Raw genomic sequence first — 26,876 nt, forward strand, 5'->3', positions numbered from 1 at the left:
CACCTTTCGTCCCTCACGCCGCATCGGCAAGCGCGCCGCAAAAGCCGGCGACATCGGTGATGACGGCTTCGCCGAGGAAACGCAGCGTCGCCATCGAGCGGTCGCGCGCTTCGCGGTTGCCAAAGCCGCAGGCGTCCTCGATCACCACGGCCGTAAAACCGTTGTCGGTCGCCTGGCGGACGGTCGGCTCGATGCCGATCTCCATGGCGATGCCGGCAAGGGCGATGGCGCGCACGCCGCAATCGCCGAGCGCAAAGCCGAGCGCGGTGGAATCGAAGGCCGACATGGTCAGCTTGTCGAACACCGCTTCATCAGGGCGTGGCGCGAGTTCAGGGACAATTCGCGTCGCTTCGGCGTCGGGCAAGAACCACGGCTCGACAGTGTCCGGACTGTCGCGCCGCTGCCAGGCCATGGCGGTGCGCAGCTGGGTGGCGCCCATCCATTTGCGTGGCAAGGAGAGATGGCGCGTGAACGCCACAAGCATGCCGGCCGAGCGCGCGGCTTCAAGCACGATGCCGGTGCGCTCGACGATACCGGCCGCGCCGGCGATCTGGCGGCAGATGCCGACCTGCATGTCGTAGACCACCAGCGCCATGCGGCTGGGATCGCACCATTCGGCCAGGCTGGCCGGGATCTCGATGCCTTCGCTCGACCGGATCATGCCGCCGTCCGATCCCAGGGTTGGGCGATGTCGACGGTTGCGTCGAACAGATATTCGAGCGGCAAGGGTGCCGGCTCGAAAGCGAGGAAATGCCATTCCAGCAGACCGGCCTTCGACAGCGGGAAGTCGTCGGTGTAGCGCCTGGCTTCCTCGACGCTGTCGAGCTCGAAGACGATGATGACACCGCCGACGTCGGCGCGGGCATAGTTTTCGCGCACGATGCCGGCCTTCCACAGCCGCCAGACATTCGACACCTCGTCACGCAGATAAGGCTTGAGGTCGTCGAGGGTGACGCCGGGCTTGAAGTTGTCATAGGCGATGATCTTCATCGGCTGTCTCCTCTTGGGATGTCAAGATCGCGCGGCCTGTGTGTTCCGGCTGGCATCCCGTTCGGCTAGCATGTCGAAAATGGCGGCTTCAACGAACGACATGGTTCGTTGAAGTGGCCGGCCGATTTGCCGTTTCGTGGCGCGGCGTCCAGCGGAGAGGAGACGGGAGACGGAATGACTATCGAGCGGCTGAACCCGAAGGGCATGCACAGCAACCCGGCCTATTCGCAGGGCGTGGCGCTGCCGGCATCGGCGCGCATGGTGCTGATTGGCGGCCAGAACGGCGTCGACGCCGATGGCCAGATCGTCGGCAAGGGCGACATTGCGGCGCAGACCGCGCAGGCGCTCGCCAATCTGGCGATGGTGCTCGACGCCGGCGGCGCCAGGCTGGAGGATCTTGTGCGCCTGTCGATCTACATTGTCGGCGATGCGGATATCAGGCCGGCCTTCGGCGTCTGGATGGCGTTCTGGGCGGATCGCGGGCCGCCGCCGGTGGTGACAGGCATACGCGTGCTCGGTCTCGCCAATCCGGATTTCCTGATCGAGATCGAGGGGCAGGCGGCCGTCGAGGCATGATCTCCCCCCTTGAGGGGGAGATGTCGCCGAAGGCGACAGAGGGGGTCATTGCGCGTGAAGCGCCAACCCCCTTCTGCAGTGGCAGGCCGAGCCCGGTCGCACCGACCCCCTCTGCCTGCCGGCCATCTCCCCCTCGAGGGGGGAGATTAAGCACCTCATGGAATTTCATTCCTCGTCTGGCCGTCTGATTGGCACGTTCTATCTTCTTTCCCGCGACAAACGGCTGGAAAAGAGGCTACGCTGCCGCTCTGCCCCCGAGGCGGTCGCTTGATCATGGAGCATCTGAATGAGCGAGCAGAAGGTCGCCGCGCCTGACAGCGGCCCCTCGGACAGCGCAACATCCCGCCTGCGCCCACCTTATGCGTCGGTTCTCGACCTGATCGGCCAGACGCCGGTGGTCGAGCTGACCAAGTTCGACACCGGCAAATGTCGGCTGTTCATCAAGCTCGAAAGCCAGAATCCGGGCGGCTCGATCAAGGACCGCATCGCGCTGTCGATGATCGCCGCGGCTGAGAAGCAGGGCAAGCTGAAACGGGGTGGCACCATCGTCGAGGCGACCGCCGGCAATACCGGCCTTGGCCTCGCGCAGGTCGGCATTCCCAAGGGCTACCGCATCGTGCTGGTCGTGCCCGACAAGATGTCGCGCGAAAAGATCCAGCACCTGCGCGCGCTGGGCGCCGAGGTGCGCATGACGCGCTCCGATGTCGGCAAGGGGCATCCCGAATATTACCAGGACATGGCCGAGAAGATCGCCGCGGAAGTCCCCGGCGCCTTCTATGCCAATCAGTTCGCCAACCCGGCCAATCCGCTGGCGCATGAGACAACCACCGGCCCGGAAATCTTTTCGCAGCTCGATGGCAATGTTGACGCGGTGGTGGTCGGCGTCGGCTCGGGCGGCACGCTGACCGGGCTTGGCCGCTACTTTGCCGATATCTCGCCGAAGACCGAAATGGTGCTGGCCGATCCGGTCGGCTCGGTGCTGGCGCCGCTGATCAAGACCGGCAAGATGGAAGAGGCCGGCAGCTGGACGGTGGAAGGCATAGGCGAGGATTTCGTGCCGCCCAATGCCGATCTGTCGCTGGTCAAGAAGGCCTATTCCATCACGGACAAGCAAAGCATGCTGGCGGTGCGCGATCTCCTGTCGCGCGAAGGCATTCTGGCCGGCTCGTCGTCAGGCACGCTGTTGTCGGCGGCGCTGCGCTATTGCCGCGAGCAGACCTCGGCGAAGCGCGTCGTCACCTTCGTCTGCGACAGCGGCAACAAATATCTGTCCAAGGTCTTCGACGATTTCTGGCTGGCCGAGCAGGGGCTGGCCGAGCACGAACAGCATGGCGATCTGCGCGACCTGGTCATGCGCTCGCACCGCACCGGCGACACGGTCTATGTCGGCCCCGACGAAAGCCTGCTCAACGCCTATGGCCGCATGCGCCGCTCGGATGTGTCGCAGCTACCGGTGCTCGACAATGGCAAGCTCGTCGGCATCGTCGACGAAAGCGACATTCTGGCCAAGGTCGACGGCCCCTATGACGGCCGCTGGGAGCGCTTCAACGGCCCGGTGCGCACGGCGATGACCTCCAATCTGCACACGCTGCAGGCCAGCCAGACGCTGGATGCGCTGCTGCCGGTGTTCGACCGCAACGAGGTCGCCATCATCTTCGACGGCGACGAGTTCGTCGGCCTGATCACCCGCATCGACCTGATCAACCATCTGAGGCGCGCACGATGACCAAACACACCCCGCCAGCCGGCAAGAACCGCCTGGCCTTTTCGACGCGCACCATCCATGGCGGCCAGAGCCACGATCCGCTGACCGGCGCGGTGATGGTGCCTATCTATGCCACCTCGACCTATGGCCAGCAGTCACCCGGCGTGCACAAGGGGTTTGAGTACGCCCGCAGCCAGAACCCGACGCGCTTTGCCTTCGAGCGCGCCGTGGCCGATCTGGAAAGCGGCACGGCCGCCTTCGCCTTCGCCTCCGGCCTGGCGGCGATCTCGACCGTGCTGGAACTGCTCGACAGCGGTGCCCATATCGTCGCCACCGACGACATCTATGGCGGCTCCTTCCGGCTGATGGAGCGGGTGCGCAAGCGCTCGGCGGGTCTCCAGGTCTCGTTCGTCGACTTCACCGACCTTGCGGCAGTCGAGGCGGCGATCCGGCCGGAGACGAAACTGCTGTGGGTCGAGACGCCGACCAACCCGCTGCTGCGCATCGTCGACCTCGAAGGCGTCGCCGCGCTGGCCAAACGCAAGGGTGTGCTCACGGTCGCTGACAACACGTTCTGCAGCCCCTATATCCAGCGGCCGCTGGAACTCGGCATCGACATCGTTGTGCATTCGACAACCAAATATCTCAATGGCCATTCCGACATGGTCGGCGGCGTGGCGGTCGTCGGCGACAACAAGGAACTGGCCGCCCAGTTGAAATTCCTGCAGAACGCCATCGGCGCCATATCGGGCCCGTTCGACAGTTTTCTCGCCTTGCGCGGGCTGAAGACCCTGGCGCTCCGCATGGAGCGGCATTCCGACAACGGGCTGAAGATCGCGCAGTGGCTGGAGGCGCGAAAAGATGTGCGCCGGGTGATCTATCCCGGCCTCGCCAGCCACCCGCAGCACGCCATCGCCGTGCAGCAGATGTATGCTTTCGGCGGCATGATATCAGCCGTGCTCGATCGCGACCTGGCCGGCACAAAACGCTTCCTCGAACGCACGCAATTGTTCACGCTGGCCGAAAGCCTCGGCGGGGTGGAGAGCCTGATCGAACACCCGGCGCTGATGACGCATGGGTCCATTCCGGCGGAGAAGCGGGCGGAGATCGGCATATCGGATTCGCTGGTGCGGCTGTCGGCGGGGATCGAGGATGGCGATGATCTGATCGCGGATCTGGAACAGGCGCTGGGGGGATAGACCCTCTAACCTCAAAGGTCAGCGCTGCCGACGGTCCAGGTTCAAGCATCACCCCGTTGACCTAGCGCTCCATTCGCCCGAGATGTAGCGCCCATGGCGACGCGCGAACCCGAAAAACCCACCGAACCCTTGACCTTCGCGGTGCTGGTGTTTCCCGGCTTTCCGATGATGGCGTTCAGTTCGGTCATCGAGCCGTTGCGCGCCGCCAACATCCTGGCGAAGCGGCAGTGTTATCGCTGGATCATCGTCGGCGGCACCAAAGGGGCGGTCGAGGCCTCGAACGGCGTCGTCATCCAGCCGGGTTTTTACGCGGAGGATGCGCCGAAGGTCGATCGCATTGTCGTCTGCTCGGGCGGCGACGCCGATCACCTCGTCGCCGAGGATGCGGCGAGCTGGATCCGCCGCAGCCTGCGCAATGGCGCCCATATCGGCGCGGTGGCGGATGCGGCGTTTTTCCTGGCGCGGGCCGGCCTGCTCGACGGCCATGCCTGCACCTTGCACTGGACCAGCCAGGCCGCCTTCACCGAGGCTTTTCCCAACATCGAACTGCGGCGCGACCTCTATGTCATCGACCGCAAGCGGTTCACGTCGGCCGGCGGGGTCGGCAGCCTCGACATGATGCTGGAGATCATCACCCGGGATTACGGCGCCGAGCTTGCCGCCGGCGTCGCCGAATGGTTCGTGCACAGCCAGCTGCGCTCCAGCGTCGACCGCAAGCTGATGCCGCTGCGCCTGCGCACCGGCGTGCAGAACGAGCTGGTGCTGTCGGCCATCGCCATCATGGAGGACGCGGTCGAGGAGCGGCTCGGCATGGCTGAGCTGACGGCGCGGCTCGGCGTGTCCTCCGACAAGCTCGAACGCTCGTTCCGCTCCGAACTCGACATCTCGCCCAATGGCTACTACCGGCGGCTCAGGCTGAAGCGCGCCGCCGATCTGCTGGCGCATTCGACGCTCGCCGTGCGCGACGTGGCGCTGGCCTGCGGCTTTGCCTCGATGTCGAGCTTCGCCCGGGCCTTTCGCGAGGAGCACGGGCATCCGCCGAAACTGGCGCGAAGATATTAGGACAATCAGCTGTTTGCCCCGACAGCCGAGATCGACGGACAATGGCCTATCGGCTTCTGGCGATCAGAAGGGACAAGCCGGTCATCGGGTGGATGTTGGGTAACAGCCTTAGCCCTTTGTTTTGAAGGCACCGGAAGTTATGGATCGAATCAGAAGGTCAGGCGGGTTTTGGGTTCGCTGGCTGGGATCAACCAAGCGCACTGTGTAGAAGTCAGCAAGCCAGGGCAGGACCTTTTTGATCGCGCCATCGGTCACTGCCTCATCTGTGATCGTCAGGGTAACCTGTTTGAGCACTACGCCAGGTCCAAACGTCGCCGATAGGTTGTCGGGATCGACTCTCTTTATCGACTTTGGATTAGAGATATCGTCGAACGTGACAAAATCCGGATACTTGTCTCGGGCCACGACACGTGTCCCGCGGAACGTCTCCATTGCGCTGGCGCGGTGGTAGCCGTTCGTTCCGACCTCTGGGAACGTGGAGAATGCACGATCCGTGCCGGACGCGTAGTCCAATATCGCAAATAGATACTTACCGGGAGCCACTTCGACAAAGGCCGATTCCCCTTTGACATAGCTTTGGATACCGCCCGCCGCTGAGATAGGGAGCCACTTCGATTCGGTGCTGGCGTGAATTTCGACGGTGCTGCCACCCGTCTTGATGCCGCTGGGGGTCTCGACATCGAGGACGAGTTTTTGGTGCCATTCCCAACTGCTGAACCCGAGAAGGCGACCACCAAAGAAACAGACAGCAAGGACTGCCACCACTACGACAATGGCGATATTTCTGCCGCGACGCTTCACTGATGGAGTCCTCTCGACAAAACACAATTAAGCGCGACATGACTTAGATTGGAGGCGGGGATTTGAGCAACGGTCAGAAATCACCCGTATCCGCCATAACAGGCCACCGAGCATCGTTTCGGTGGTTTACGGCATAGTCGTTAATCTTGGACATGCCATCAATCTTGCCTTCAAAGTGCTGAAAACCGAACAAAGTCGAGAATAGAATTCGAACGACCGCAATGGGTCGAACTCTTTCGTTCGTGTTGATCGGCTGACCGAGGTTGTGGCGGCTTTCCGCACAATAAGCGCGGTTTTCCGCACAATCCTTCCACGCCGCCTGCGCCATGCTCAGCCCTCCCAACCCACCCAAGGCCAGCCCCTATGAGCATCGTCGTATTCGACCCCGACAGCACCGAAGACGTCGACTTCAAGGACCGCATGCGCCACCCGGCGGCGGCCGATCCAGCCGGCGGCATGTGGCTGTCGGACACCGAACCGTCCTTCATCGATGCCGACGCCTTGCGAAAAGGCCGGTTGGCCAAGCTGCGGGCCTGGATGCGCGAGGCCGGCTATGGCGGCGTGGTGCTGTTCGACCCCTACAACCAGCGCTACGCCACCGGCTCGCGCAACATGTTCGGCTATTTCCTGCGCAACTCGACCCGGTATTTCTTTATCCCGACCGAGGGGCCGATCGTGCTGTTCGAATATCCCCAGAGCTACCATGTCTCGATGGTGCTCGACACGATCGACGAGGCGCGGCCGTCCAAGCTGGTCTGGTCGTCGGTCTCCGGCCGCGACGACGAGACCGCCGGTCCTTTCGCCGACGAGATCGCCGAGCTTCTGAAAAAGCATGGCGGCGGTTCGATGAAGCTCGGGCTCGACCGCTGTAGCCATCTGCAGGCGCTGGCGCTGGAAAAGCGCGGCTGCGAGGTGCGGGATTGCCAGGGCGAGATCCTGGCGGTGCGCGCGGTGAAGACGCCCGAGGAGGTGAAATGCCTGCAGGTGTCGATGGCCGGCGCTGAAGCCGCCGTCTACGCCGTGCGCGAGGCGATCAAGCCGGGCGTCTCCGAAAACGATTTGTTCGCCATCATGTATGGCGAGGTGATCCGCCAGGGCGGCGAGTTCATCGAGACGCGGCTGCTGACCTCAGGCCAGCGCACCAATCCATGGTTCAACGAGGCCAGCGGCCGCAAGATCCGGCCTGGTGAGTTGTTGGCGCTCGATACCGATACGATCGGCTGCTACGGCTATTACTCGGATTTTTCGCGCACCTTCCGCTGCGGGCCGGGCAAGCCGACCGATTACCAGAAGTCGCTCTACCGCATGGCGCATGACCAGGTTCAGCACAATATTTCGATCGTCAAACCCGGCATGGCGTTTCGCGAGATCGCCGAGAAGGCGTGGACAATCCCGGATCGCTTCGTCGACCAGCGCTACACCTCGGTCATGCACGGCGTCGGCATGCATGGCGAGACACCGTTCATCGCGCATGCCATGGATTACGAGACCTATGGCCGCGACGGCCATATCGTGCCAGGCATGGTGGTGAGCGTGGAAAGCTATATCGGCGAGAAGGGCGGCCGCGAGGGCGTCAAGCTGGAGGACGAGATCCTGATCACCGAGACGGGCACGGAGCTTCTGTCGCGCTTTCCCTATGAGGATGAGTTTCTGGAGAAGCAGGTTTGATATCCGCCGCCCGCCTCGATGACGTAACCTTCGTGGCTAGCGAAGCCTCCCATCACGTCGTCATCCTAGGGCGAAGCAAGGAGCGCAGCGACGCGGCGCAGACCCTAGGATCCATGCCGGGACTCCAATGCGCCGCAACGGTGCAGATTCTGCTCCGCTGTGTTCACTGGCCAATGTCACGGAATGGATCCTCGGGTCTTCGCGACGGAGCTTCGCTCCTGCTCCGCCCGTGGATGACGAAGTGGGGGAGGCGACGGCCAATCACCACCGTTTGCGCCAGCGCGCTGAACGGAACGGCCTTGGCCGCCAACCCGGGCGCCTCCGCATGAAAACTCCCATCTCCATCAAGCGCGGCACGGTGGCCGGTATCTTCATCGACCTGCAGGAAGAGCACCGGCAGGACCCGCGCTATCTGGTCGAGGGCTTTGCCGGCATCCTCGCCAACGTCCAGCGCCTGCAGGCGGCGGCGCGCGCAAACCATGTGCCGCTCCAGCACTGGGCCTATATCGTCGATCTCGACAAACAGGACCGGCCGTTTCATCCCGTCGGTGCCGACGGCAAGTCGGCCTTTTCCGACAAGAGCGACCCGCTGACCGAGATCTGCCATGAGGTGGCGCCGGCCAAGGACGAGACGCTGCTGGTCAAGGCGGAGGCCAGCGCCTTTCGCAGCGGCCCCGCCGCCGAGCGGCTCAAGGCCTCCGGCATCGAATGGCTTGTCGTCGCCGGCGTCTGGACCGAGGCCTGCATCGACGCGTCAGTAAAGGACGCCGTGACAAAGGGATTTCGCGTGCTGCTTGTCAAGGATGCCTGTGGCAGCGGCAGTGCGGCCATGCACCAGACCGGCATCCTCAACCTCGCCAACCGGCTCTATGGCGGTGCGGTCACCGACACGGACGGCGCCTGCCGGCTGCTGGCCGGCGAGACGGTCCCCGCCTGGCAGGTCGAAGGGTCGGTGCCGCTGCGCTTCACCTTCGACAATGCGGCCGCGCTCTACGCCGATCTATGACAGCAGACTGACATGAGCGGCCGCGGCAAATACGAAACACGGCTCGACCCGGCGCTGTGGGCCTACATAGACAGCGTCAACGCCTGGTACCCGCCCGAGATCATCGGCCTGCCGATCGACAAGCAGCCCGCGGTCTATGACCGGATGTGCCGGGCTTTCCATAAGGGGCGTCCCGCCGGGGTCAAGGCCAGCGACGGCATGGTCGCCGCCTCGGGCCATGGCATCCCGATCCGCCACTACCAGCTAACCGGCAAGGCCGCGCGGGCCATGGTGCTCTATTTCCATGGCGGCGGTTTTATCCTGGGTAACCTCGACAGCCATGACGACATCTGCGCCGAGATCTGCGCCGGCAGCGGCTTCGACGTGCTGTCGGTCGACTACCGGCTCGCGCCCGAACATCTGCACCCCGCCGCCTTTGACGATGCTATGGCGGCGTTTGCTTGGGCGGCTGCAGCCAACGACCTGCCGATCGTGCTGTGCGGCGAGAGCGCCGGCGGCAATCTCGCGGCGGCGGTGGCGCAGGCGACGCGCCGGCATATCAGGTCTGCGATCGGCCAGGTGCTGATCTATCCTGGCCTCGGCGGCGACGAGGGCGCCGGCTCCTATATCGAACATGCCGAGGCGCCGCTGCTGTCGGTCGGCGACATCGCCTTCTACCGCGACGTCCGCTCGGCCAAGCGGCAATCGCCCGACGATCCGACCTTTTCGCCCCTGCGCGACGGCGATTTTTCCAACCTGCCGCCGACGGTGATCATATCAGCCGAGTGCGACCCGCTATCGTCCGATGGCGAGGCCTATCGCGACCGCATCGTTGCGGCCGGGGGCAAGGCGTGGTGGCATGAGGAGCCCAGACTCGTGCACAGTTTTTTGCGCGCCCGCACCACCGTGCCCGCTGCCGCCGAGGCATTCACGCGGATCATTGCCGCGATCGCGGCAATGGGGCGCGGTGAGTGGCCAAATTTATGAGGACGCCGCGGCGCCTGCTTCAGACGAATTGGCTTTCAGCCAGAGCGCCTTTTCGCCGAGCGTGGCGACCATGGCGGCATGCGCCGCGCGCTCCGCTTCGGTCAGGCGCGGCAGCAGCGGCCTCGGGCGCGCGGCGACGATGATCTCGATGTGCCTGACATTCTCGCCCTGCGCCGGCGCGGTGGCGCTGTCGAGGATAAGCGCCGCCTGCTTGCCGCCGATCAGCTCGATATAGACCTCGGCCAGCAGTTCGGAATCGAGCAGCGCGCCGTGCTTGGTGCGCTTCGTGTTGTCGATGCCGTAGCGCCGGCAGAGCGCGTCGAGCGAATTGGGACCCATCGGATGCTTGCGGCGCGCCAGCGCCAGCGTATCGACGACTAAGCCGGGATCGATATTGGGGTGGCCGAGCCGGCCGAATTCGACATTGAGGAAGCCGATGTCGAAAGTGGCGTTGTGGGCGACCAGCTTGGCGCCGTCCGTGAAGGTCAGCCATTCCTCGGCAATGTCGGCAAAGGTCGGCTTGCCCTGAAGGTCCGCCGCGCTGATGCCGTGCACCGCCTGCGCCTCCTCATGGATCGCGCGGCCCTGCGGGTTGATGTAGTGGTGGAACGTCCTGCCGGTCGGGAAACGATTGACCAGCTCGACGCCGCCCAGCTCGATCACGCGGTCGTCGCGCGAATCAAGGCCGGTGGTTTCCGTGTCGAAGATGATCTCGCGCATCAATCAGGTGCTCCTGAGGAGCAGAATCATGACACCGGAACAAAATGGCAATGGGCAATGCCCGTTTTCCCTTCTCCCCTTGTGGGAGAAGGTGTCGCCGAAGGCGACGGATGAGGGGTGCTCCAGGGAACGCCAACGTCTCACTCCGCTGGAACACCCCTCAACCGTCTCGGCGCTGCGCGCCGATCCACCTTCTCCCACAAGGGGAGAAGGAAAGCGTCAGCGCGAGAGTTCCCCAACGATCGCCTTGACCCGCGCCCGCGCCGCATCCAGACCCTGACCGGTGTCGATGACGAAATCCGCCAGCCTGCGTTTCTCCTCATCCGGCACCTGCTTGGCCAGGATCGCCGCCAGCTTTTCCTCGGTCATGCCCGGCCGCGCCAGCACGCGCTGGCGCTGGACTTCGGCGGGCGCAGTGACGACGACGACCTTGTCGACGCGGCCACGGCCGCCGGTTTCGAAGAGCAGCGGGATGTCGAGCACGGCGATCGATTCGCCGGCGGTACGATGCCTGGCCAGGAAGGCGTCAGCGTCGGCGCGGACCAGCGGATGGATGATGGTTTCCAGCCGCTTCAACGCGGCGGCATCGCCGAGCACACGCGCGCCAAGCTTGGCGCGGTCGACCACGCCGGCAACGGTCGTTCCGGGAAAGGCGGCCTCGACCAAAGGGGCAGCCACACCCGAATAAAGCCGATGCACAGCCTCGTCGGAATCGTGGACCGGCACGCCGGCCTCGGCAAACATTTTTGCCGTCGTCGATTTGCCCATGCCGATCGAGCCGGTGAGGCCGAGCACGATCATGGTTTCGGCACCAGATCGGCAACGATGATCGCGCGCAGCTCAGCCGTGACTTGCGGCCGGACACCGAACCAGTGTTCGAAGCCGGGCACGGCCTGATTGAGCAGCATGCCGAGGCCGTCGACCGTCCTCAGCCCCCTGGCGCGCGCGGCGGCGAGCAGCGGGGTTTCGAGCGGCACATAGACGAGGTCGGTGACGATGGCGTGGTCGGGCAGCAAAGCCGGATCGGCGGCGAGGCCTTCATTGCTGACCATGCCGAGCGCGGTGGTGTTGACCAGCAGGCCGGCATCGGCCAGCAATTCGTTGGTCGCCGCCGTGCCATGCGCCGAGACGCCGGCGCCGAAACGATCGCGCAATTCCTGCGCCCGGGCGAGCGTGCGGTTGACGATGCGGATGTCACTGACACCGCGCTGCTTCAGCGCCTGGATGACGGCGCGGGATGCGCCGCCGGCGCCGAGCACGACCGCGGGGCCAGTATTCGCCCAGCCCGTCGCGTAATCATCAAGGTTGGCGGCGAAGCCGTGGCCATCGGTGTTGCCGCCCCACAAGACACCGTCCTCGAACCACAGCGTGTTGACGGCGCCGATCTCTCCGGCCGCCTGGTCGCGGCGATGAGCAAGCGCGAAGGCGGCTTCCTTGTGCGGAATGGTGACATTGCCGCCGCGAAACCCGTTTGCCTGCAAAGTGCCGATGAAGTCGGCAAAATCCTGCGGCGCCACATCGATCGCCTCGTAGCTGCCGTCGATGCCGTGTTTTGCCAGCCAGTGGCCATGGATCTTCGGCGAGCGCGAATGCTTGATCGGATGGCCGGTGACGAAGGCTTTTTTTGACGCCTCAACCATCGATGGCTCCCAGCGTGCGCAGTTCCGCCAGCAGCGGCAAAAGCGGCAGGCCGACAATGGTGAAATGATCGCCTTCGATGTTCTCGAACAGCTGGATGCCTTCGCCCTCGATCTGGTAGGCGCCGACGCTGGTCAGAGCCTTGGCGCCGACACGCGCGAGATGGCGGCCGATGAAGCCTGGGTCGAGCTTGCGCATGGTCATGCCGGCGATGCCGACATAGCGCCACAGCACCTTGCCGTCGCGCACCAGAACGGCAGCGCTGTTGAGCTGATGGGTCTTGCCCGACAGCGCCAGCAGATGGCGGCGCGCGCCTTCCATGTCGGCCGGCTTGTGGAACACCTCGTCGCCGAGCGACAGCGTCTGATCGCAGCCGAGCACCAAGGCGCCTGGCCGGCGCTCGCTCACCTCGGTGGCCTTTGCCTCGGCCAGCACCAGCGCGACATCCTCGGGCGAAACGCCGCTATGCTGCAACGGCGCCTCGAGCGCGCGCTCGTCGACATCCGCCGGGACGGCTTCGACGTCGATGCCGGCATTGAGAAGCATCGCCTTGCGGAACGGACTGCCTGAGGCGAGGATGATTTTTTCGGTCATGGCCTGTGTGCCTGGTTGATCGCCGTTAATTGCGGCAGGGAGGTCGCGTCCGGTCGAACCGACCCCCTCTGGCCTGCCGGCCATCTCCCCCTCAAGGGGGGAGATCGGCAGCTTCGGCGCCTCGCCATACTTGCAACGTTGAAAGTTGGCGAAAGCAATGAAGCGCTTGATCTCCCTCCTTGAGGGGGAGTGGCCGGCAGGCCAGAGGGGTCGGGTCGACTGGGCGCGACCTTCTTGCAACAGATGAAAGCGCGCGTGAAGGATCGCGACATTTTACCTGTTCTTCCCCCGCAGGGCAACGATGGCCGCCGCCGTTTCCTCGATCGAGCGGCGGCTGACGTCGATCATCGGCCAGCCGTGGCGCGTGCAGATCTGGCGGGCGTAGGCGAGCTCCTCGGTGATGGCCGCGCGGTCGACATAGTCCGATGCCTCGTAGGTGCTGCTGTTGCCGAGGACGCGGTTTTGCCGGACATGCGAGATGCGCTCGGCGGTGGCGATCAGCCCGACGATCAGCGGCTTGGACGCGCTGACCAAGCTTTCCGGCACCGGCACGCCAAGCACGATCGGGATGTTGGCGGTCTTGATGCCGCGGTTGGCGAGATAGATGCTGGTCGGCGTCTTCGACGTCCGCGAAATGCCGATCAGCACGATGTCGGCATCGTCCATATTGGCCGGCAGCTGGCCGTCATCATGCTCCATGGTGAAGTTGAGCGCATCGATACGGCGGAAATATTCGGCGTCGAGAACATGCTGGGCGCCGACGCGGCGGCCGGCCGGCGTGCCGAGATAGGACTGGAAGACGGTGAGCACCGGCTCCAGCACCGACACACAGGGCAGGCCCATGGTGGCACAGCGCTCGTCAATGCCGCGCGCCAGCTTCTGGTCGACGACCGTATAGAGGATGATGCCCGGCTCCTCCTCAATATCCTCGAACACCTTGGCCACCTGCTTTTCGGTGCGGATGAGCGGATAGATGTGCTCGATGGCACGCGCGTCCTTGTATTGCGCCGAAGCTGCCCGCCCGGCGGCGAGCAGCGTTTCGCCGGTCGCGTCGGAAATCAGGTGCAGGTGAAAGAAGCTCTGGGGTTTGTTCACAGGGATCACCTGGGGCTGTGGGCTTGTGTGGATAAACCGGGACAGAAAGAGAGGCCGGTCGGAGGCGACTGTATCAGATGGCAGTTTGTCCACAATTCGCTGTGCTGTCAGCTTCGTCGGGCGGCTGGGGACAAGTCTGGGGACCAGTTTTCTTGCCCTGCTTCCGTCCACAGGGTCGACTTTTCCCGGAGCATCCTAAGGCTTTGACTCCAGTGGCGGATTCCGAACTATCCCCAGAACCCTACATCCGGGAGAACGAAGCACGCGACAATATGCTTGCTGGTGTTTTTCGGGGCAAAGCGGGACAGGTGACAACCACCACAACCAACAGACTCTTAGAATCAGAAGAATCTTAGATATAAGAATTTTTAAGATTATAGGCAGGCTGGGAGAGGCGAACGCTCAATGCCCAAAAGCCGGATCATGCTGGACGTCCTCAAGGGCGAGGCTCATTTTCCGCCTCCGCTCTGGATGATGCGTCAGGCCGGGCGTTATCTGCCGGAGTATCGTGAGACGCGCAGGCGCGCCGGTTCGTTCCTCGACCTCTGCTACGATCCCGACCTTGCGGTGGAAGTGACGCTGCAGCCGATCGAGCGCTTCGGCTTCGACGCATCGATCCTGTTCTCCGACATCCTTGTTGTTCCGCATGCGCTTGGCCGCGACGTTCGCTTCGAAGAGGGAAGAGGACCGCTTTTGACGCCGATTTCCGTGGCCGAGATTGCGGCTCTGGAAAGCGATGTGTTTCACGTGAATCTCGAACCGGTCTATGAGACGGTTCGCCGGTTGCGGGCCAAACTGCCCGACGAAACCACACTGATCGGCTTCTGCGGCGCGCCATGGACGGTGGCGACCTATATGATTGCCGGCCATGGCACGCCAGACCAGGGGCCGGCGCGGCTGTTCGCCTATCGCGAGCCGGAGGCGTTCGAACAGCTGCTGAAAGTGCTGGCCGACCATTCGGCTGCGTATCTGATCCGGCAGATTGAAGCCGGCGCGGATGTCGTGCAGATTTTCGATTCCTGGTCCGGCGTGCTCGACGATGCGTCGTTCGACGAGTTTTGCGTCTGGCCGGTGGCCGAGATCGTCAGGCAGGTTCGCGCCGTCCATCCCGATGTGCCGATCATCGGATTTCCCAAGGGCGCCGGCGCGCGCTACCGAACCTATCGCCAGAAGACCGGCGTGACGGGCTTGGGGATCGACTGGACGGTGCCGCTGGCGGCGGCGAAGGATTTGCAGCGTTCGGGTGCCGTCCAGGGCAATCTCGATCCCTTGCGCCTTGTGGCTGGCGGCAAAGCGCTATCCGATGGTGTCGAGACGATCTTGAAGGTGCTGGGTGACGGACCGCTGATCTTCAATCTCGGCCACGGCATCACGCCGGAGACGCCGATCGCCCATGTCGAGGCGATGGTGAAACAGGTTCGGAGCGCGACGCGCTGATGGCTCAGATGAACGACACAAACAGCACGGGTCAGGCAATGATGCGCATGGTCGTCGGCATCGTTGTGCTGATCGTGGCGACGGCGCTTCTGTTTTTTATCGCACCGGACAGTTTCTATCCCTGGGCAAAGGCGATCCATATCCTGGCCGTCATTTCCTGGATGGCCGGCATGCTCTATCTGCCGCGCCTGTTCGTCTATCACGTCGATGCCGAGAAGGGCTCCGTGCAGTCGGAGACCTTCAAGGTGATGGAGCGGCGCCTGCTGCGCGGCATCATCAATCCGGCGATGATCGTCACCTGGGTGTTCGGGCTTTGGCTTGCCTGGAAAGTGTTTGGATTCCACGGCGGCTGGCTGCACGCCAAGATCGGCCTGGTGCTTCTGTTGTCCGCCGTTCACGGCTATCTCGCCGGCGCGGTGCGCAAATTCGCCGAGGACCGCAATGAAAAGCCCGCGAAGCACTGGCGGATCGTCAACGAGATCCCCACATTGCTGATGATTGCTATTGTGATCCTGGTTGTCGTCAAGCCGTTCTGAGGCCGATCAGGCCTCGTAAAACGCGGCTTGCTCTTTCACCCGACCGACGATAAAAGACGGGTCTTCCTTCCCGTCATGCGCCGCCCTTCATTGTTTTTGGCCGCGCCCGGCATTTGTCGCATCCCGCCGATATTTTTCCCAAAGCTCACCCAGAGTCCGTCTATGCAAGAAATGAAACTTACCGAATTCAAGAACAAGAAGCCGCCAGAGCTGATCGCTTATGCCGAATCGCTCGAGGTCGAGAACGCCAGCGTCATGCGCAAGCAGGAGCTGATGTTCGCGATCCTGAAGAAGCTGGCCGCCCAGGACGTCGAGATCATCGGCGATGGCGTGGTCGAGGTGCTCCAGGACGGGTTCGGCTTCCTGCGCTCGGCCAATGCCAACTATCTGCCAGGTCCCGACGACATCTATATTTCGCCGTCGCAGATCCGGCGCTTTTCGCTGAAAACCGGCGATACGGTCGAAGGACCGATCCGCAGCCCGAAGGAGGGCGAGCGCTATTTCGCGCTGCTCAAGGTCAACACCATCAATTTCGACGATCCCGAGAAGATCCGTCACAAGATCCACTTCGACAATCTGACGCCGCTCTATCCGACGTCGCGGCTGAAGATGGAAATGGAGGTTCCGACCTCCAAGGATATTTCGCCGCGCGTCATCGACTTGGTGGCGCCGCTCGGCAAGGGCCAGCGCGCTCTGATCGTGGCGCAGCCGCGTACCGGTAAGACGGTGCTGCTGCAAAACATCGCCCACTCCATCACCACCAACCATCCCGAATGCTATCTGATCGTGCTTTTGATCGACGAGCGGCCGGAAGAAGTGACCGACATGCAGCGCTCGGTGAAGGGCGAGGTCGTGTCCTCGACCTTCGACGAACCAGCGGTGCGCCACGTCCAGGTCGCTGAAATGGTCATCGAAAAGGCCAAGCGCCTGGTCGAGCATGGCCGCGACGTCGTCATCCTGCTCGATTCCATCACCCGCCTCGGCCGCGCCTACAACACCGTGGTGCCGTCCTCCGGCAAGGTGCTGACCGGCGGTGTCGATGCTAACGCGCTGCAGCGGCCGAAGCGCTTCTTCGGTGCGGCGCGTAACATCGAGGAAGGCGGTTCGCTGACCATCATCGCCACCGCGCTGATCGATACCGGCAGCCGCATGGACGAAGTCATCTTCGAAGAGTTCAAGGGCACCGGCAATTCGGAAATCGTGCTCGACCGCAAGGTCGCCGACAAGCGTATCTATCCGGCCATGGATATCCTGAAGTCCGGTACCCGCAAGGAAGACCTGCTGGTTCCGCGCTCGGACCTGCAGAAGATCTTCGTGCTGCGCCGCATCCTGGCGCCAATGGGGACCACCGACGCGATCGAGTTCCTCATCGACAAGCTGAAGCAGACCAAGACCAACGGCGATTTCTTCGATTCGATGAACACGTAGGGTCTAGCCGAACCTTTCCGGCCTGCGAATTGAAACCCCGTTCCGGGAAACCGGGATGGGGTTTTTCATTGCCTGGGGTTAGGTCTGCATTACCGTGGCGGCAAGTTGCCCAAGTCGGCGCCGCCCCTCATTGCCCTGCCGGGCATTTCTCCCCGCGAAGCGGCTGCGCTATGCGCACATTTTCTTTGACGTGACTGATCAGCCCGGGGGCTTGATTGCCACGTGGTTCCCCCAATCCGTCGCTGCTTCGCAGCGCCACCTTTCCCCCCTCCGGAGGGAAAGGAAGGGAGCCTCATTGGAAAAGCGCTGACGGCAATAGGCTCAGGCCCTTCCTCTGCCCCGTCGATCGGGGGAGAGGTGGCTCGGCGAAGCCGAGACGGAGTGGGGGTCGACCAGCGCAGCATAAGACAATGCATGCGCCAAGCTGCATGCGGGGCAGCGCTGACGCTTGGTATGTGAAGCAACGGGCCGTCGGCGTAGCCTTCCGGCTCTTCTAGCCTCGACTCAACAACCGCTCCAACTCTCCTGCATCCGTCACCACAGGCAAACACACCTGCCCGGTACAAAGCCAGGCACCCATCTTCTCCGTCGGCGGTAGAATCCCCCCAGGCAGCAAGGGTCGATTCGTTTCCGAACCGATTGCGACAACAATGTCGACTCGACGCGGGTCGGGGCATCGATTCGCAACCGGAATGAGCTTTGGATCATCCAGACTGTCCACGATGACCAGTTTCAGCGGCTCGATCGCCAGCGAGCATGCATTGACGATGCCCGCCTGGCCATAGGCCTGATGCGCCGCGCGGCCTGCCGCGTGCTCGGCAATCTTCCAGGCTTTTTCCCCGAGGTCGAGGTCGCCGGTAACCGAAGCGAGCCGCACCAGCGCCTGGATGATCTGGCTGGTGGCCGAGGAAATGGCTTCGTCGACATCGCCTCGGATGCGGATCGGCACGTCGGTGCTGTCCGATGCGGTCAGATAATAGCCTGTGCCGGCGGCGTCGGCGTGCCAATGGTCGAGCTGTTCGATGAACTGCTTCGCCTGGTCGATATAGCTCCAATCACCTGATGCCTCGAACAGCGCGATCGCCGCATTGGCCATGGCGGCATAGTCGATCGACAGAGCGGGGAACAATTTCCTGGCGCCGAGCATGGAATGCGGCAAGCGGCCGTCTCGCATGGAACCGCTGATATGAGCAAAAGCCTTGGCCGCGGCCTCGATCCAGTCGGGCCGGCGCAGCGAGCGGCCGGCCTCGGCAAGTGCCGCGATCATCAGGCCGTTCCAGTCGGTGAGGGTCTTTGCATCCAGACCCGGCCTGACCCGCTCTTCCCGGGCAGTGAGAAGTCTTACCTTGAGCGGGATGAGTTTGTCGCGATCGGCTACGCCCTGGGCCTGTTGGGCGCGGGTTTGATGGACCACCGGCTTGCCTTCCCAGCCATGCGGGCTGGAAAGCGTGAAGTATTTGAAAAACAAGGCTGAATCGTCCCCAAGGACGGCTTCGATCTCTTGTCTGCTCCAGGTGTAGAAAAGACCCTCCTCACCATCGCTGTCGGCGTCGAGGCTGGCAGCGAAGGCACCTCCGTCGACGCGCATTTCGCGCAGCAGCCAGTCGACGGTCTCTTCCGATTCGTACCCGGAACAAATCATTGCCGCTCGCCGAAAAGGCCCAGGTGCAGAAGCGGATCAGCTCCGCATTGTCGTAGAGCATCTTCTCGAAATGCGGCACCAGCCATTCGGCATCGGTCGAGTAGCGGCTGAGCCCGCCGCCAATGTGGTCATAGATGCCGCCGCTCAGCATATGTTCGAGGCTGACAAGCACGTCGTCGCGATGCGTGGCGTTGCCGTCGCGCAGCCAGGACAGCCACAGCGTCAGCATGAATGGCGCGTTGGGGAATTTCGGCGCGCCGCGCAGGCCGCCAAGATCGCGGTCGATCATGCCGTCGATGCGGCCGGCGAGGTCGGTGAGCGTGCCGCGGTCCAGGCTCTGCTTGGCATGCGTGCCGGAGAGACGCGCCTCGACGTGGGAGGTCAAGCCGTCGGCGCTTTGATGCAGGCTGGCGCGCTTCTCGCGCCACGCCTTGTCGACCGCTTCCATTACTTGGATGAATCCAGGCCGGCCATAGCGCCCCTCACGTGGAAAATAGGTGCCGCCCCAGAATGGCTTGCCGTCCGGCGTCAGGAACATGGTCAGCGGCCAGCCGCCTTGCTCGCCCAGCGAGGAGAGTGCGGCCATATAGATCTGGTCGATGTCCGGGCGCTCCTCGCGGTCGACCTTGATATTGACGAACAGACGGTTCATGACGGCGGCGACGCCGTCATTCTCGAAGCTTTCGTGCGCCATGACATGGCACCAGTGGCAGGCGGCATAGCCGACGGAGAGCAGGATGGGGCGATCGAGCGTCCTTGCTTCTTCGAGCGATGCCGGCGACCAGGCCCGCCAATGGACGGGATTGCGGCTGTGCTGCTGCAGATAGGGGCTGGCCTCTTCGGCGAGCAGGTTTTGCGCGGGCAATGTCACAATGAGCAACTCGGGTTGTTTGAAGGCGCGAGGCTAGGGCGGTTCAACAGAGCGGGCAAATGATTTCAGGCGATTCGATCGTTGCACTATCGAGCGGCCGGCTTCCGGCCGGCGTTGCCGTGCTGCGTATTTCCGGTCCGCAGACTCGATTCGTGGTCGAAACGATTGCAGGCAGCATGGTTAAGGCGCGCGCGGCGGTTCTGCGCAAGTTCAAGGCGCCGGATGGAACCGTGCTGGACAGCGGCCTGGTTGTCTTCTTTCCCGGTCCAGCGAGCTTCACCGGTGAGGATGTCGCTGAATTCCATGTCCATGGCGGACGCGCCGTGGTGGCCAGGATGCTGGAGATCATCAGTGGTTTCGACGGCGTCAGGCACGCCGAACCCGGCGAATTCACGCGCCGCGCCTTTCTCAACGGGAAACTCGACCTGGTCGAGACCGAAGCGCTGGCGGATCTGGTCAATGCCGAGACCGAGGCGCAGCGGCGCTTTGCCGTCCAGAATGCGGAGGGCGTCCAGAGTGATCTCTACACTAGCTGGCGCCGCCGGCTGATCCATGCGCGGGCCATGATCGAGGCGGAGATCGACTTTGCCGATGAGGATGACGTGCCCGGTTCCGTTTCGGATACGGTTTGGTCGGATGTGAGAGCGATGATCGGCGAGATCGATCGCCACATCGCCGGATTTCACGCCGCCGAGATTATCCGCGACGGCTTCGAGGTCGTGATTTTGGGCGCGCCGAATGCCGGCAAGTCGAGTCTGTTCAACGCCTTGGCGCGGCGCGATGCAGCTATTGTAACGGATGAGCCCGGCACGACCCGTGACTTGCTCGAGGTGACGCTGGACCTCGGCGGGCTGCGTGTCAGGCTGACGGATACGGCCGGGTTGCGCGACGCGCCGGGGAAGGTCGAGGCGATCGGCATCGAGAAGGCACGGGCCAAGGCTAATCGCGCCGATCTCCTGCTGCTGCTGGAAGATAGTTTGTCTCCCGGGGATATTGGCCCGCTGCCGGGCAAGGCACCCCTCTTGCGGGTCGGCACCAAGCTCGATCTTTTGGATCCGCAGACGGTTCAGGATGCGGAGGCTCGATATGACGTCGTCATTTCCGTTGTAAGCGGGGTCGGCGTGGAGGTGCTGCTGGCGGAGATCGGTCGACGAGCGGCGGATGCGGCAGGCACCGTTGGAGATATCCTGCCGTCCCGCCTGCGTCATGTCGAACTGCTCGGCGAGGCGAATCGCCATCTGCTTCGCGCCGCCGATGACGGCGCCGCTGGCCAGGAATTGCGCGCCGAAGAGTTGCGGCTGGCGGCGGAGAGCCTCGGCCGAATCGTTGGCGCGATTGATGTCGAGGATATGCTCGACGTGATTTTCGGGCAGTTCTGCATCGGGAAATGATTCACGTGAAACAATGACTTGGTCGAGCATGAGCCCTTGTTCGGGGCTGGATGCATGCCTTGTGTATTAGCGATGACATCAACCAACTTCGTCATCCGCGGGTCTGCTCCGCGCCGCTTCGCTCGTGCTCCGCCCGTGGATGACGAAGTTGGCCTCGGCAGCCCACGGCCGCCGTGACTCACGTGAAACAATCACAGCGGCCTTGACTCACGTGAAACATGGCCGGACGTGCCTCTCACCCTGTTTCACGTGAAACTTGTCGCGAAGTTTTCTTGACAGCTTGGTCCTGCGGGGACATGTGTCCCTCAATCTCTTTTGAGTCCAGGAAATTTGAAATGACCGATCACTATGATGTGGTTGTGGTGGGCGGCGGCCATGCGGGGTGCGAGGCGGCCAGTGCTGCCGCGCGCGCCGGCGCCAAAACCGCGCTGGTGACTTTGCGTTTCGACACGATCGGCGTGATGTCCTGCAATCCGGCGATCGGCGGGCTCGGCAAGGGCCATCTGGTGCGCGAGATCGATGCCATGGACGGGCTGATGGGCCGGGTGGCGGATGCGGCCGGGATTCAGTTCCGTTTGCTCAATCGGCGCAAGGGCCCGGCGGTGCGCGGGCCACGCACGCAGGCCGACAGGAAGCTCTATCGCCTGGCGATGCAGGAAGCGATTCGGCAGCAGAACGATCTCGATGTCGTCGAGGCCGAGGTTCTGGATTTCGAGATCGTCGAAGGACGGATCGCCGCTGTTCTCCTGGCCGACGGCCGCAGGCTTGCTTGCGGCGCCGTGGTGCTGACCACCGGGACCTTCCTGCGCGGCCTCATTCATATTGGCGAGAAGAAGATCGTCGCTGGCCGCATGAACGAGCAGGCAAGTCTTGGTCTGTCGGCGACTATGGCCCGCGCGGGCTTCAAGCTCGGCCGCCTGAAAACCGGCACGCCGCCGCGGCTGGACGGAAAGACCATCGACTGGGCGTCGCTCGAGAGCCAGGCGGCGGATGAAGATCCCGTGCCGTTCTCGCTGATGACCGACCGCATCGACACACCGCAGATCGACTGTGGCATCACGCGCACGACAACGGCCACGCATGATCTGATCCGCGCCAATCTCGGCCGCTCCGCTATGTATTCCGGCTCGATCGAAGGCGTTGGCCCGCGCTATTGCCCGTCGATCGAGGACAAGATCGTCAAGTTCGGCGACCGGGACGGCCATCAGATCTTTCTCGAGCCGGAAGGGCTGGACGACGACACCGTCTATCCCAACGGGATTTCGACCTCGCTGCCTGAAGATGTGCAGCTCGACATCCTGAAGACCATTCCCGGGCTGGAGCATGCTGTGATGTTGCAGCCCGGCTATGCCATTGAATATGATCATGTCGATCCGCGTGAGCTCCACCAGACATTGGAGACCAAGCGCGTCGGCGGCCTGTTCCTCGCCGGGCAGATCAACGGCACCACCGGCTATGAGGAAGCTGCGGGCCAAGGCCTGCTCGCTGGGCTCAACGCGGCGCGGCGCGCGTCAGGCGGCGAGCAGATCGTGCTCAGCCGCACAGAAGCCTATATCGGCGTGATGGTCGACGATTTGACCAGCCGCGGCATCAGCGAACCCTATCGCATGTTCACCTCGCGCGCCGAATTCCGGCTGTCGCTGCGCGCCGACAATGCTGATGAGCGGCTGACGCCGCTCGCGGAGAAGCTGGGGATCGCCTCGGCGCAACGCATGCGGCGCTATGGTGATGTCATGCAGCGGCTCGACGCGGCGCGGGAGCTGGCGAAGTCGCTGGCGATGACGCCCAATGAAGCGGCGCGGCACGGGCTGGAGATCAACCGCGACGGCGTGCGGCGCTCCGGCTACGAGTTGCTGGCCTATCCCGATGTCGATGTCGCCTGGCTGGCCAGGGTCGAGCCGAAGTTTGCTGCGATCGATGGCAAGACCGCGGAGCGGCTCGAAAACGGAGGCGAAATATTCGGTCTATCTCGATCGGCAGAAGAGCGATGTGGCGCAGATCCGTCACGAGGAGAGCCGCCTGATCCCCGAGACCATCGACTTCGCCGGCGTGCCCGGCCTGTCCAACGAACTGAAGCAGAAGATGCAGGCGCGGCGGCCGCGTTCCATTGCCGATGCGCAGCGCATGGAGGGCATGACGCCGGCGGCATTGGCGATCATTGTTGCGCATGTCCGGCATTATGAAAGTGCGCAGAGAGACGTTGCGTGAGTTCTTTCTCCCTAGAGAGCCTGCAGGGCGCGGCCGGCCCGGTTTCACGTGAAACATTCGATCGCCTGGTGGCGTTTGAAGCCATGTTCCAGAAATGGAATCGCAGCATCAATCTCGTGGCGCAGTCGACCGCAGGCGATGTCTGGCAGCGCCACATCCTCGACAGCGCGCAACTGGCGCGCATAGAGCCCAATGCCACACGTTGGGTCGACATTGGTTCGGGCGGCGGATTTCCGGGCCTGGTCATGGCTTTCCTGCTCGCCGACCGTCCGGGAGCCAGCATCGATCTGGTGGAAAGCAACCGCAAAAAGGCGTCGTTCCTGCAGACCGTCATTGGCCAGTTCAGCCTGCCGGCGCGGGTCGTGGCGCGCCGCATCGAGGACAGCCATGCGCTTGTTCCTGCGCCACAAATCGTCACGGCACGGGCTCTGGCCTCGCTTTCGGTCCTGTTGGATCTGTCGGCGCCGTGGCTGACCTCAGGCGCGCGCGGGCTGTTCCACAAAGGCCGGGATTATCGCGCCGAAGTGCAAGAAAGCGTTAACCGATGGGCCTTTGATCTGGTAGAACATCCCAGTGTGACGGACCCCCATGGCGTCATCCTGGAACTGTCTGACCTGCGACCTGTCTGATCCCGATCTGTCGGGCTATTTGGCGACCCAAAAATGAATTTCTGGCATAAACCCATGATGAAAAACGGCCCCCGAATCATCACCGTAGCCAACCAGAAGGGCGGGGTCGGCAAGACCACCACCGCCATCAATCTGGCCACCGCTTTGGCCGCGATCGGCGAAAAGGTGCTGATCGTCGACCTTGATCCGCAAGGCAACGCCAGCACCGGCCTCGGCATCGACCGCAAGGACCGCACCGTCTCTTCCTATGACGTTCTGACCGGCGAATTGGAGCTGGAGGCCGCGGCCATCCCGACCGCGGTGCCGGGCCTGTCGATCGTGCCGTCGACGCTCGATCTGCTTGGCATCGAAATGGAGATCGCCTCGGCGCCCGACCGCGTGCTGCGGCTGCGCAATGCCTTGAATGCCGCAACGGCGCGTGCAGCCGGCTTCGGCTATGTGCTGATCGACTGCCCGCCGTCGCTCAATCTTCTCACGCTCAATTCGATGGCGGCGGCCGATTCGGTGCTGGTGCCACTGCAATGCGAGTTCTTCGCGCTCGAAGGCTTGAGCCAGTTGCTGGAAACCGTCGAGCAGGTGCGCCGCTCGATCAATCCGGACCTCACCATCCAGGGCATCGTGCTGACCATGTATGACGGCCGCAACAATCTCGCCAACCAGGTGGTGCAGGATGTCCGCCAGCATATGGGCGACAAGGTCTACGAGACCATCATTCCGCGCAATGTGCGGGTGTCGGAAGCGCCATCCTACGGCAAGCCCGCGATCCTCTATGATTTGAAGTGTTCTGGAAGCCAGGCCTATCTGCAGCTGGCCTCGGAAGTGATCCGCCGCGAGCGCAAATTGCGCGCCGCTTGATTAGACCGGATGCATGATTAACAGCCGATTCGATACCGAAACGATCTGACGAACTTGGAATAGACATGAGCGAAGACCTTTCGAGGAAAAGACTGGGCCGTGGGCTGGCAGCACTGATCGGCGAGATCGATCGCCCGGCGGCACCGGAAAAGCCCGGCATGAGCGCCGACGGCAAGGTGCCGATCGAGTTCCTCAGCCCGAACCCGAAAAACCCACGCCGGCATTTTGGCGACGCCGAATTGACCGACCTCGCCCAGTCGATCCGCGAACATGGCGTGGTGCAGCCGGTGGTGGCGCGGCCGTCGCCGACGCAGGCGGGCCGCTACGAGATCATCGCCGGCGAGCGGCGCTGGCGGGCGGCGCAGCGCGCCGGTCTGAACGAGATCCCGGTCATCATCCGCGAGGTCAATGACCGCACGGCGCTCGAGCTGGCGATCATCGAGAACGTCCAGCGCGCCGATCTCAACGCGGTCGAGGAGGCGCAGGGCTACCAGCAGCTGATTGACGAGCACGGCTACACCCAGGCCGATCTCGGCAATGTCATCGGCAAGAGCCGCAGCCATGTCGCCAACACGCTCAGGCTGCTGAAGCTGCCGGAGGTGATCCGCGACATGCTGGTCGACGGCGCGCTGTCGGCCGGCCACGCCCGCACGCTGGTGACGGCCGAGGACCCGGCCGGCCTTGCCAAGCGCATCGTCGAGGAAGGCCTTTCCGTGCGCCAGGCCGAGGCGCTGGCGCAGATGCCGGCCGGCCCGACGCCGGCCAAGCCAAAACAGGCGCAGGCCGCGCCGGAAAAGGACACCGACACGCTGGCGCTGGAAAAGCTGCTGACCGACACGATCGGCATGATCGTGGCCATCGATCACAAGGGCAAGGGCGGCGAGCTGCGGGTGTCCTATCGCTCGCTGGAGCAGCTGGATGAGCTGTGCCGGAGATTGAAGCAGGAGCGGTAGTTAGCCGGCGAATTTATCGACTTCCCTTCTCCCGCAAGGGGAGAAGGAAGAAGCCCCTGTCGCCAGCCCTGGCGCCCGCGGCTTGACAGTACCGGGCAACGGCGTAACCTCGATTAGATATGGCTTAAATTAATGCCCTGGCGTGCCGGTCAGTCGCGGCGAGAGCTGTTTGCCATTCCTACAACAGTCGTGAAATGGCACCGCCTCGCCAAAGTGATATGCCGACGCGCCTGACGCAAGTGGGAGGTGCAAATGGCAGTCCGTTGGCAATTGTCCGGAAGCTACTTCGAAAATTGCAGCTGCGATGTCGTCTGTCCCTGCCTACTGTCCACCAATGCGCAGCTGACATCGAAGCCGACGAAAGGCGTTTGCGACGTCGGTCTGGTCTTTCATATCGATACGGGCAATTACGGCGACGTCCGATTGGACGGGCTCAGTGTCGCGATGGTCGCTCACACGCCGGGTCCGATGGCGGACGGCAATTGGACGGCCGCCGCCTATATCGACGAACGGGCCGATGACAGGCAAACCGAGGCGCTGGGTGCCATCTTTACTGGTGCCGCGGGCGGCCCGATGGCGGTGCTGGCACCCATGATCGGCACGAACCTCGGCGCCAAGAAGGTGCCGATAGACTACCGGATAGACGGCAAGAAGCGGTCGGCCGAGATTGCGGGCGTCATGCATATGGCGGTCGAGCCGCTGCCGACCATGCGCGAGGACGGGCAGATGTGGGCGGCCACCGGCCATCCCGTCAATCCCGACTGGCTCGCTCTGGCGATGGGGTCGCAAGGCAGCACATTCAGCGACCATGGCATAAGCTGGGACAATTCCCGCCGCAACGGACATTACGCCCCGATCAACTGGTCCGGCCAGCAGTAGAAATTGGCCGCATAGCACGGACGTATT

Annotated in this window: 24 protein-coding genes and 2 pseudogenes; 16 read left to right on the forward strand and 10 right to left on the reverse strand. The window is 63.4% G+C overall.

The window, feature by feature from the left end; all coding sequences use genetic code 11:
* Nucleotides 1–13: 13 nt before the first annotated feature.
* Nucleotides 14–661, reverse strand: coding sequence for a cysteine hydrolase family protein (locus AC0V8S_RS04755; protein WP_183464444.1), 648 nt, complete (start codon nt 659–661; stop codon nt 14–16).
* Nucleotides 658–990: a hypothetical protein gene (locus tag AC0V8S_RS04760; RefSeq protein WP_475436985.1), complete on the reverse strand. Its 333-nt coding sequence runs from the start codon at nt 988–990 to the stop codon at nt 658–660. Before AC0V8S_RS04760 ends, AC0V8S_RS04755 begins: the two co-directional genes overlap by 4 nt.
* Nucleotides 991–1,164: 174 nt before the next feature.
* On the opposite strand from AC0V8S_RS04760, the gene AC0V8S_RS04765 reads away from it, so the two are divergent.
* The 4 genes from AC0V8S_RS04765 to AC0V8S_RS04780 all read left to right on the forward strand — a co-directional run bounded on the left by AC0V8S_RS04765 (nt 1,165) and on the right by AC0V8S_RS04780 (nt 5,532).
* Nucleotides 1,165–1,566 carry a RidA family protein gene (locus AC0V8S_RS04765; protein WP_475436986.1) on the forward strand — a complete coding sequence of 134 codons (402 nt, stop codon included), beginning with the start codon at nt 1,165–1,167 and terminating at the stop codon, nt 1,564–1,566.
* A 286-nt stretch (nt 1,567–1,852) separates the two neighbouring features.
* The gene (locus AC0V8S_RS04770) at nt 1,853–3,292 is read left to right on the forward strand and encodes a pyridoxal-phosphate dependent enzyme (protein WP_475436987.1); all 1,440 of its coding nucleotides are present in this window, start codon (nt 1,853–1,855) and stop codon (nt 3,290–3,292) included.
* Nucleotides 3,289–4,470, forward strand: a complete 1,182-nt coding sequence (locus AC0V8S_RS04775) for a trans-sulfuration enzyme family protein (protein WP_475436988.1) — start codon at nt 3,289–3,291, stop codon at nt 4,468–4,470. The genes AC0V8S_RS04770 and AC0V8S_RS04775 overlap by 4 nt, the downstream gene beginning before the upstream one ends.
* A 93-nt stretch (nt 4,471–4,563) precedes the next feature.
* Complete coding sequence (locus tag AC0V8S_RS04780) at nt 4,564–5,532, forward strand: GlxA family transcriptional regulator (RefSeq protein ID WP_475436989.1); 969 nt, start codon at nt 4,564–4,566, stop codon at nt 5,530–5,532.
* Nucleotides 5,533–5,640: 108 nt separating this feature from the next.
* Here AC0V8S_RS04780 and AC0V8S_RS04785 read toward each other — a convergent pair whose 3' ends face one another.
* Together AC0V8S_RS04785 and AC0V8S_RS04790 are read right to left on the reverse strand one after the other, a co-directional pair.
* Complete coding sequence (locus tag AC0V8S_RS04785) at nt 5,641–6,333, reverse strand: hypothetical protein (protein WP_475436990.1); 693 nt, start codon at nt 6,331–6,333, stop codon at nt 5,641–5,643.
* Between the two features lie 73 nt (nt 6,334–6,406).
* Entirely contained in the window at nt 6,407–6,661 is a 255-nt protein-coding gene (locus AC0V8S_RS04790) for a hypothetical protein (RefSeq protein WP_475436991.1), read from the reverse strand.
* Between the two features lie 35 nt (nt 6,662–6,696).
* Between AC0V8S_RS04790 and AC0V8S_RS04795 the strand changes: the two genes are divergently transcribed.
* From AC0V8S_RS04795 to AC0V8S_RS04805, 3 genes are all read left to right on the forward strand, one after another.
* Nucleotides 6,697–8,001 (forward strand): M24 family metallopeptidase, encoded by a 1,305-nt coding sequence (locus AC0V8S_RS04795; RefSeq protein WP_475436992.1) that lies wholly within the window; start codon nt 6,697–6,699, stop codon nt 7,999–8,001.
* A gap of 325 nt (nt 8,002–8,326) precedes the next feature.
* Nucleotides 8,327–9,007: an isochorismatase family protein gene (locus tag AC0V8S_RS04800; RefSeq protein WP_475436993.1), complete on the forward strand. Its 681-nt coding sequence runs from the start codon at nt 8,327–8,329 to the stop codon at nt 9,005–9,007.
* Between the two features lie 12 nt (nt 9,008–9,019).
* Complete coding sequence (locus AC0V8S_RS04805) at nt 9,020–9,973, forward strand: alpha/beta hydrolase (RefSeq protein WP_475436994.1); 954 nt, start codon at nt 9,020–9,022, stop codon at nt 9,971–9,973.
* On the opposite strand, the gene dnaQ is transcribed toward AC0V8S_RS04805, so the two are convergent.
* The 5 genes from dnaQ to AC0V8S_RS04830 form a co-directional block, all read right to left on the reverse strand.
* Nucleotides 9,968–10,693, reverse strand: coding sequence for a DNA polymerase III subunit epsilon (dnaQ, locus tag AC0V8S_RS04810; RefSeq protein WP_475436995.1), 726 nt, complete (start codon nt 10,691–10,693; stop codon nt 9,968–9,970). The genes AC0V8S_RS04805 and dnaQ overlap by 6 nt on opposite strands.
* 219 nt (nt 10,694–10,912) lie before the next feature.
* The gene (coaE, locus tag AC0V8S_RS04815) at nt 10,913–11,494 is read right to left on the reverse strand and encodes a dephospho-CoA kinase (RefSeq protein WP_183464434.1); all 582 of its coding nucleotides are present in this window, start codon (nt 11,492–11,494) and stop codon (nt 10,913–10,915) included.
* Nucleotides 11,491–12,333 carry a shikimate dehydrogenase gene (locus AC0V8S_RS04820; RefSeq protein WP_475436996.1) on the reverse strand — a complete coding sequence of 281 codons (843 nt, stop codon included), beginning with the start codon at nt 12,331–12,333 and terminating at the stop codon, nt 11,491–11,493. The genes coaE and AC0V8S_RS04820 overlap by 4 nt, the downstream gene beginning before the upstream one ends.
* Nucleotides 12,326–12,925, reverse strand: a complete 600-nt coding sequence (locus tag AC0V8S_RS04825) for a Maf-like protein (protein ID WP_475436997.1) — start codon at nt 12,923–12,925, stop codon at nt 12,326–12,328. The genes AC0V8S_RS04820 and AC0V8S_RS04825 overlap by 8 nt, the downstream gene beginning before the upstream one ends.
* Nucleotides 12,926–13,198: 273 nt before the next feature.
* The gene (locus AC0V8S_RS04830) at nt 13,199–14,167 is read right to left on the reverse strand and encodes a pyruvate, water dikinase regulatory protein (RefSeq protein WP_475438576.1); all 969 of its coding nucleotides are present in this window, start codon (nt 14,165–14,167) and stop codon (nt 13,199–13,201) included.
* A gap of 258 nt (nt 14,168–14,425) precedes the next feature.
* Here AC0V8S_RS04830 and hemE point away from each other — a divergent pair, with 258 nt between their 5' ends.
* The 3 genes from hemE to rho all read left to right on the forward strand — a co-directional run bounded on the left by hemE (nt 14,426) and on the right by rho (nt 17,421).
* Nucleotides 14,426–15,457, forward strand: coding sequence for a uroporphyrinogen decarboxylase (gene hemE, locus AC0V8S_RS04835; RefSeq protein WP_475436998.1), 1,032 nt, complete (start codon nt 14,426–14,428; stop codon nt 15,455–15,457).
* On the forward strand, nt 15,457–15,993 hold the full coding sequence (gene hemJ, locus AC0V8S_RS04840) for a protoporphyrinogen oxidase HemJ (RefSeq protein WP_475436999.1): 537 nt from the start codon (nt 15,457–15,459) through the stop codon (nt 15,991–15,993). Before hemE ends, hemJ begins: the two co-directional genes overlap by 1 nt.
* A gap of 162 nt (nt 15,994–16,155) precedes the next feature.
* Nucleotides 16,156–17,421, forward strand: coding sequence for a transcription termination factor Rho (gene rho / locus AC0V8S_RS04845; protein WP_095202590.1), 1,266 nt, complete (start codon nt 16,156–16,158; stop codon nt 17,419–17,421).
* Between the two features lie 493 nt (nt 17,422–17,914).
* On the opposite strand, the pseudogene AC0V8S_RS04850 reads toward rho, so the two are convergent.
* Nucleotides 17,915–19,934 (reverse strand): annotated as a pseudogene (locus AC0V8S_RS04850) (thioredoxin domain-containing protein).
* Nucleotides 19,935–19,993: 59 nt separating this feature from the next.
* On the opposite strand from AC0V8S_RS04850, the gene mnmE reads away from it, so the two are divergent.
* The 6 genes and pseudogenes from mnmE to AC0V8S_RS04880 all read left to right on the forward strand — a co-directional run bounded on the left by mnmE (nt 19,994) and on the right by AC0V8S_RS04880 (nt 26,849).
* A complete protein-coding gene (gene mnmE / locus AC0V8S_RS04855; protein WP_475437000.1) occupies nt 19,994–21,325 on the forward strand; it encodes a tRNA uridine-5-carboxymethylaminomethyl(34) synthesis GTPase MnmE in 1,332 nt (443 codons plus the stop codon).
* A gap of 335 nt (nt 21,326–21,660) precedes the next feature.
* Nucleotides 21,661–23,533, forward strand: a pseudogene (gene mnmG, locus AC0V8S_RS04860) (tRNA uridine-5-carboxymethylaminomethyl(34) synthesis enzyme MnmG).
* Nucleotides 23,530–24,162 carry a 16S rRNA (guanine(527)-N(7))-methyltransferase RsmG gene (rsmG, locus tag AC0V8S_RS04865; RefSeq protein ID WP_475437001.1) on the forward strand — a complete coding sequence of 211 codons (633 nt, stop codon included), beginning with the start codon at nt 23,530–23,532 and terminating at the stop codon, nt 24,160–24,162. Before mnmG ends, rsmG begins: the two are co-directional and overlap by 4 nt.
* A 54-nt stretch (nt 24,163–24,216) precedes the next feature.
* Nucleotides 24,217–25,017, forward strand: a complete 801-nt coding sequence (locus tag AC0V8S_RS04870; protein WP_095202594.1) for a ParA family protein — start codon at nt 24,217–24,219, stop codon at nt 25,015–25,017.
* Between the two features lie 65 nt (nt 25,018–25,082).
* Nucleotides 25,083–25,970 carry a ParB/RepB/Spo0J family partition protein gene (locus tag AC0V8S_RS04875; protein ID WP_096451921.1) on the forward strand — a complete coding sequence of 296 codons (888 nt, stop codon included), beginning with the start codon at nt 25,083–25,085 and terminating at the stop codon, nt 25,968–25,970.
* A 252-nt stretch (nt 25,971–26,222) separates the two neighbouring features.
* Nucleotides 26,223–26,849 carry a DUF1326 domain-containing protein gene (locus tag AC0V8S_RS04880; RefSeq protein WP_475437002.1) on the forward strand — a complete coding sequence of 209 codons (627 nt, stop codon included), beginning with the start codon at nt 26,223–26,225 and terminating at the stop codon, nt 26,847–26,849.
* Nucleotides 26,850–26,876: the final 27 nt, after the last annotated feature.

This window comes from Mesorhizobium oxytropidicola (assembly GCF_056174625.1).

What these genes read in the sequence shown, in the direction of transcription:
- AC0V8S_RS04790 (WP_475436991.1), bottom strand. Translation starts at nt 6,661, where the DNA reads ATGGCGCAGGCGGCGTGGAAGGATTGTGCGGAAAACCGCGCTTATTGT.
- AC0V8S_RS04775 (WP_475436988.1), top strand. Translation starts at nt 3,289, where the DNA reads ATGACCAAACACACCCCGCCAGCCGGCAAGAACCGCCTGGCCTTTTCG.
- AC0V8S_RS04770 (WP_475436987.1), top strand. Translation starts at nt 1,853, where the DNA reads ATGAGCGAGCAGAAGGTCGCCGCGCCTGACAGCGGCCCCTCGGACAGC.
- AC0V8S_RS04880 (WP_475437002.1), top strand. Translation starts at nt 26,223, where the DNA reads ATGGCAGTCCGTTGGCAATTGTCCGGAAGCTACTTCGAAAATTGCAGC.
- dnaQ (WP_475436995.1), bottom strand. Translation starts at nt 10,693, where the DNA reads ATGCGCGAGATCATCTTCGACACGGAAACCACCGGCCTTGATTCGCGC.
- AC0V8S_RS04755 (WP_183464444.1), bottom strand. Translation starts at nt 661, where the DNA reads ATGATCCGGTCGAGCGAAGGCATCGAGATCCCGGCCAGCCTGGCCGAA.
- AC0V8S_RS04825 (WP_475436997.1), bottom strand. Translation starts at nt 12,925, where the DNA reads ATGACCGAAAAAATCATCCTCGCCTCAGGCAGTCCGTTCCGCAAGGCG.
- AC0V8S_RS04870 (WP_095202594.1), top strand. Translation starts at nt 24,217, where the DNA reads ATGATGAAAAACGGCCCCCGAATCATCACCGTAGCCAACCAGAAGGGC.
- coaE (WP_183464434.1), bottom strand. Translation starts at nt 11,494, where the DNA reads ATGATCGTGCTCGGCCTCACCGGCTCGATCGGCATGGGCAAATCGACG.
- rho (WP_095202590.1), top strand. Translation starts at nt 16,156, where the DNA reads ATGCAAGAAATGAAACTTACCGAATTCAAGAACAAGAAGCCGCCAGAG.
- AC0V8S_RS04795 (WP_475436992.1), top strand. Translation starts at nt 6,697, where the DNA reads ATGAGCATCGTCGTATTCGACCCCGACAGCACCGAAGACGTCGACTTC.
- AC0V8S_RS04875 (WP_096451921.1), top strand. Translation starts at nt 25,083, where the DNA reads ATGAGCGAAGACCTTTCGAGGAAAAGACTGGGCCGTGGGCTGGCAGCA.
- hemJ (WP_475436999.1), top strand. Translation starts at nt 15,457, where the DNA reads ATGGCTCAGATGAACGACACAAACAGCACGGGTCAGGCAATGATGCGC.
- AC0V8S_RS04800 (WP_475436993.1), top strand. Translation starts at nt 8,327, where the DNA reads ATGAAAACTCCCATCTCCATCAAGCGCGGCACGGTGGCCGGTATCTTC.
- AC0V8S_RS04805 (WP_475436994.1), top strand. Translation starts at nt 9,020, where the DNA reads ATGAGCGGCCGCGGCAAATACGAAACACGGCTCGACCCGGCGCTGTGG.
- AC0V8S_RS04820 (WP_475436996.1), bottom strand. Translation starts at nt 12,333, where the DNA reads ATGGTTGAGGCGTCAAAAAAAGCCTTCGTCACCGGCCATCCGATCAAG.
- AC0V8S_RS04760 (WP_475436985.1), bottom strand. Translation starts at nt 990, where the DNA reads ATGAAGATCATCGCCTATGACAACTTCAAGCCCGGCGTCACCCTCGAC.
- AC0V8S_RS04765 (WP_475436986.1), top strand. Translation starts at nt 1,165, where the DNA reads ATGACTATCGAGCGGCTGAACCCGAAGGGCATGCACAGCAACCCGGCC.
- hemE (WP_475436998.1), top strand. Translation starts at nt 14,426, where the DNA reads ATGCCCAAAAGCCGGATCATGCTGGACGTCCTCAAGGGCGAGGCTCAT.
- AC0V8S_RS04780 (WP_475436989.1), top strand. Translation starts at nt 4,564, where the DNA reads ATGGCGACGCGCGAACCCGAAAAACCCACCGAACCCTTGACCTTCGCG.
- mnmE (WP_475437000.1), top strand. Translation starts at nt 19,994, where the DNA reads ATGATTTCAGGCGATTCGATCGTTGCACTATCGAGCGGCCGGCTTCCG.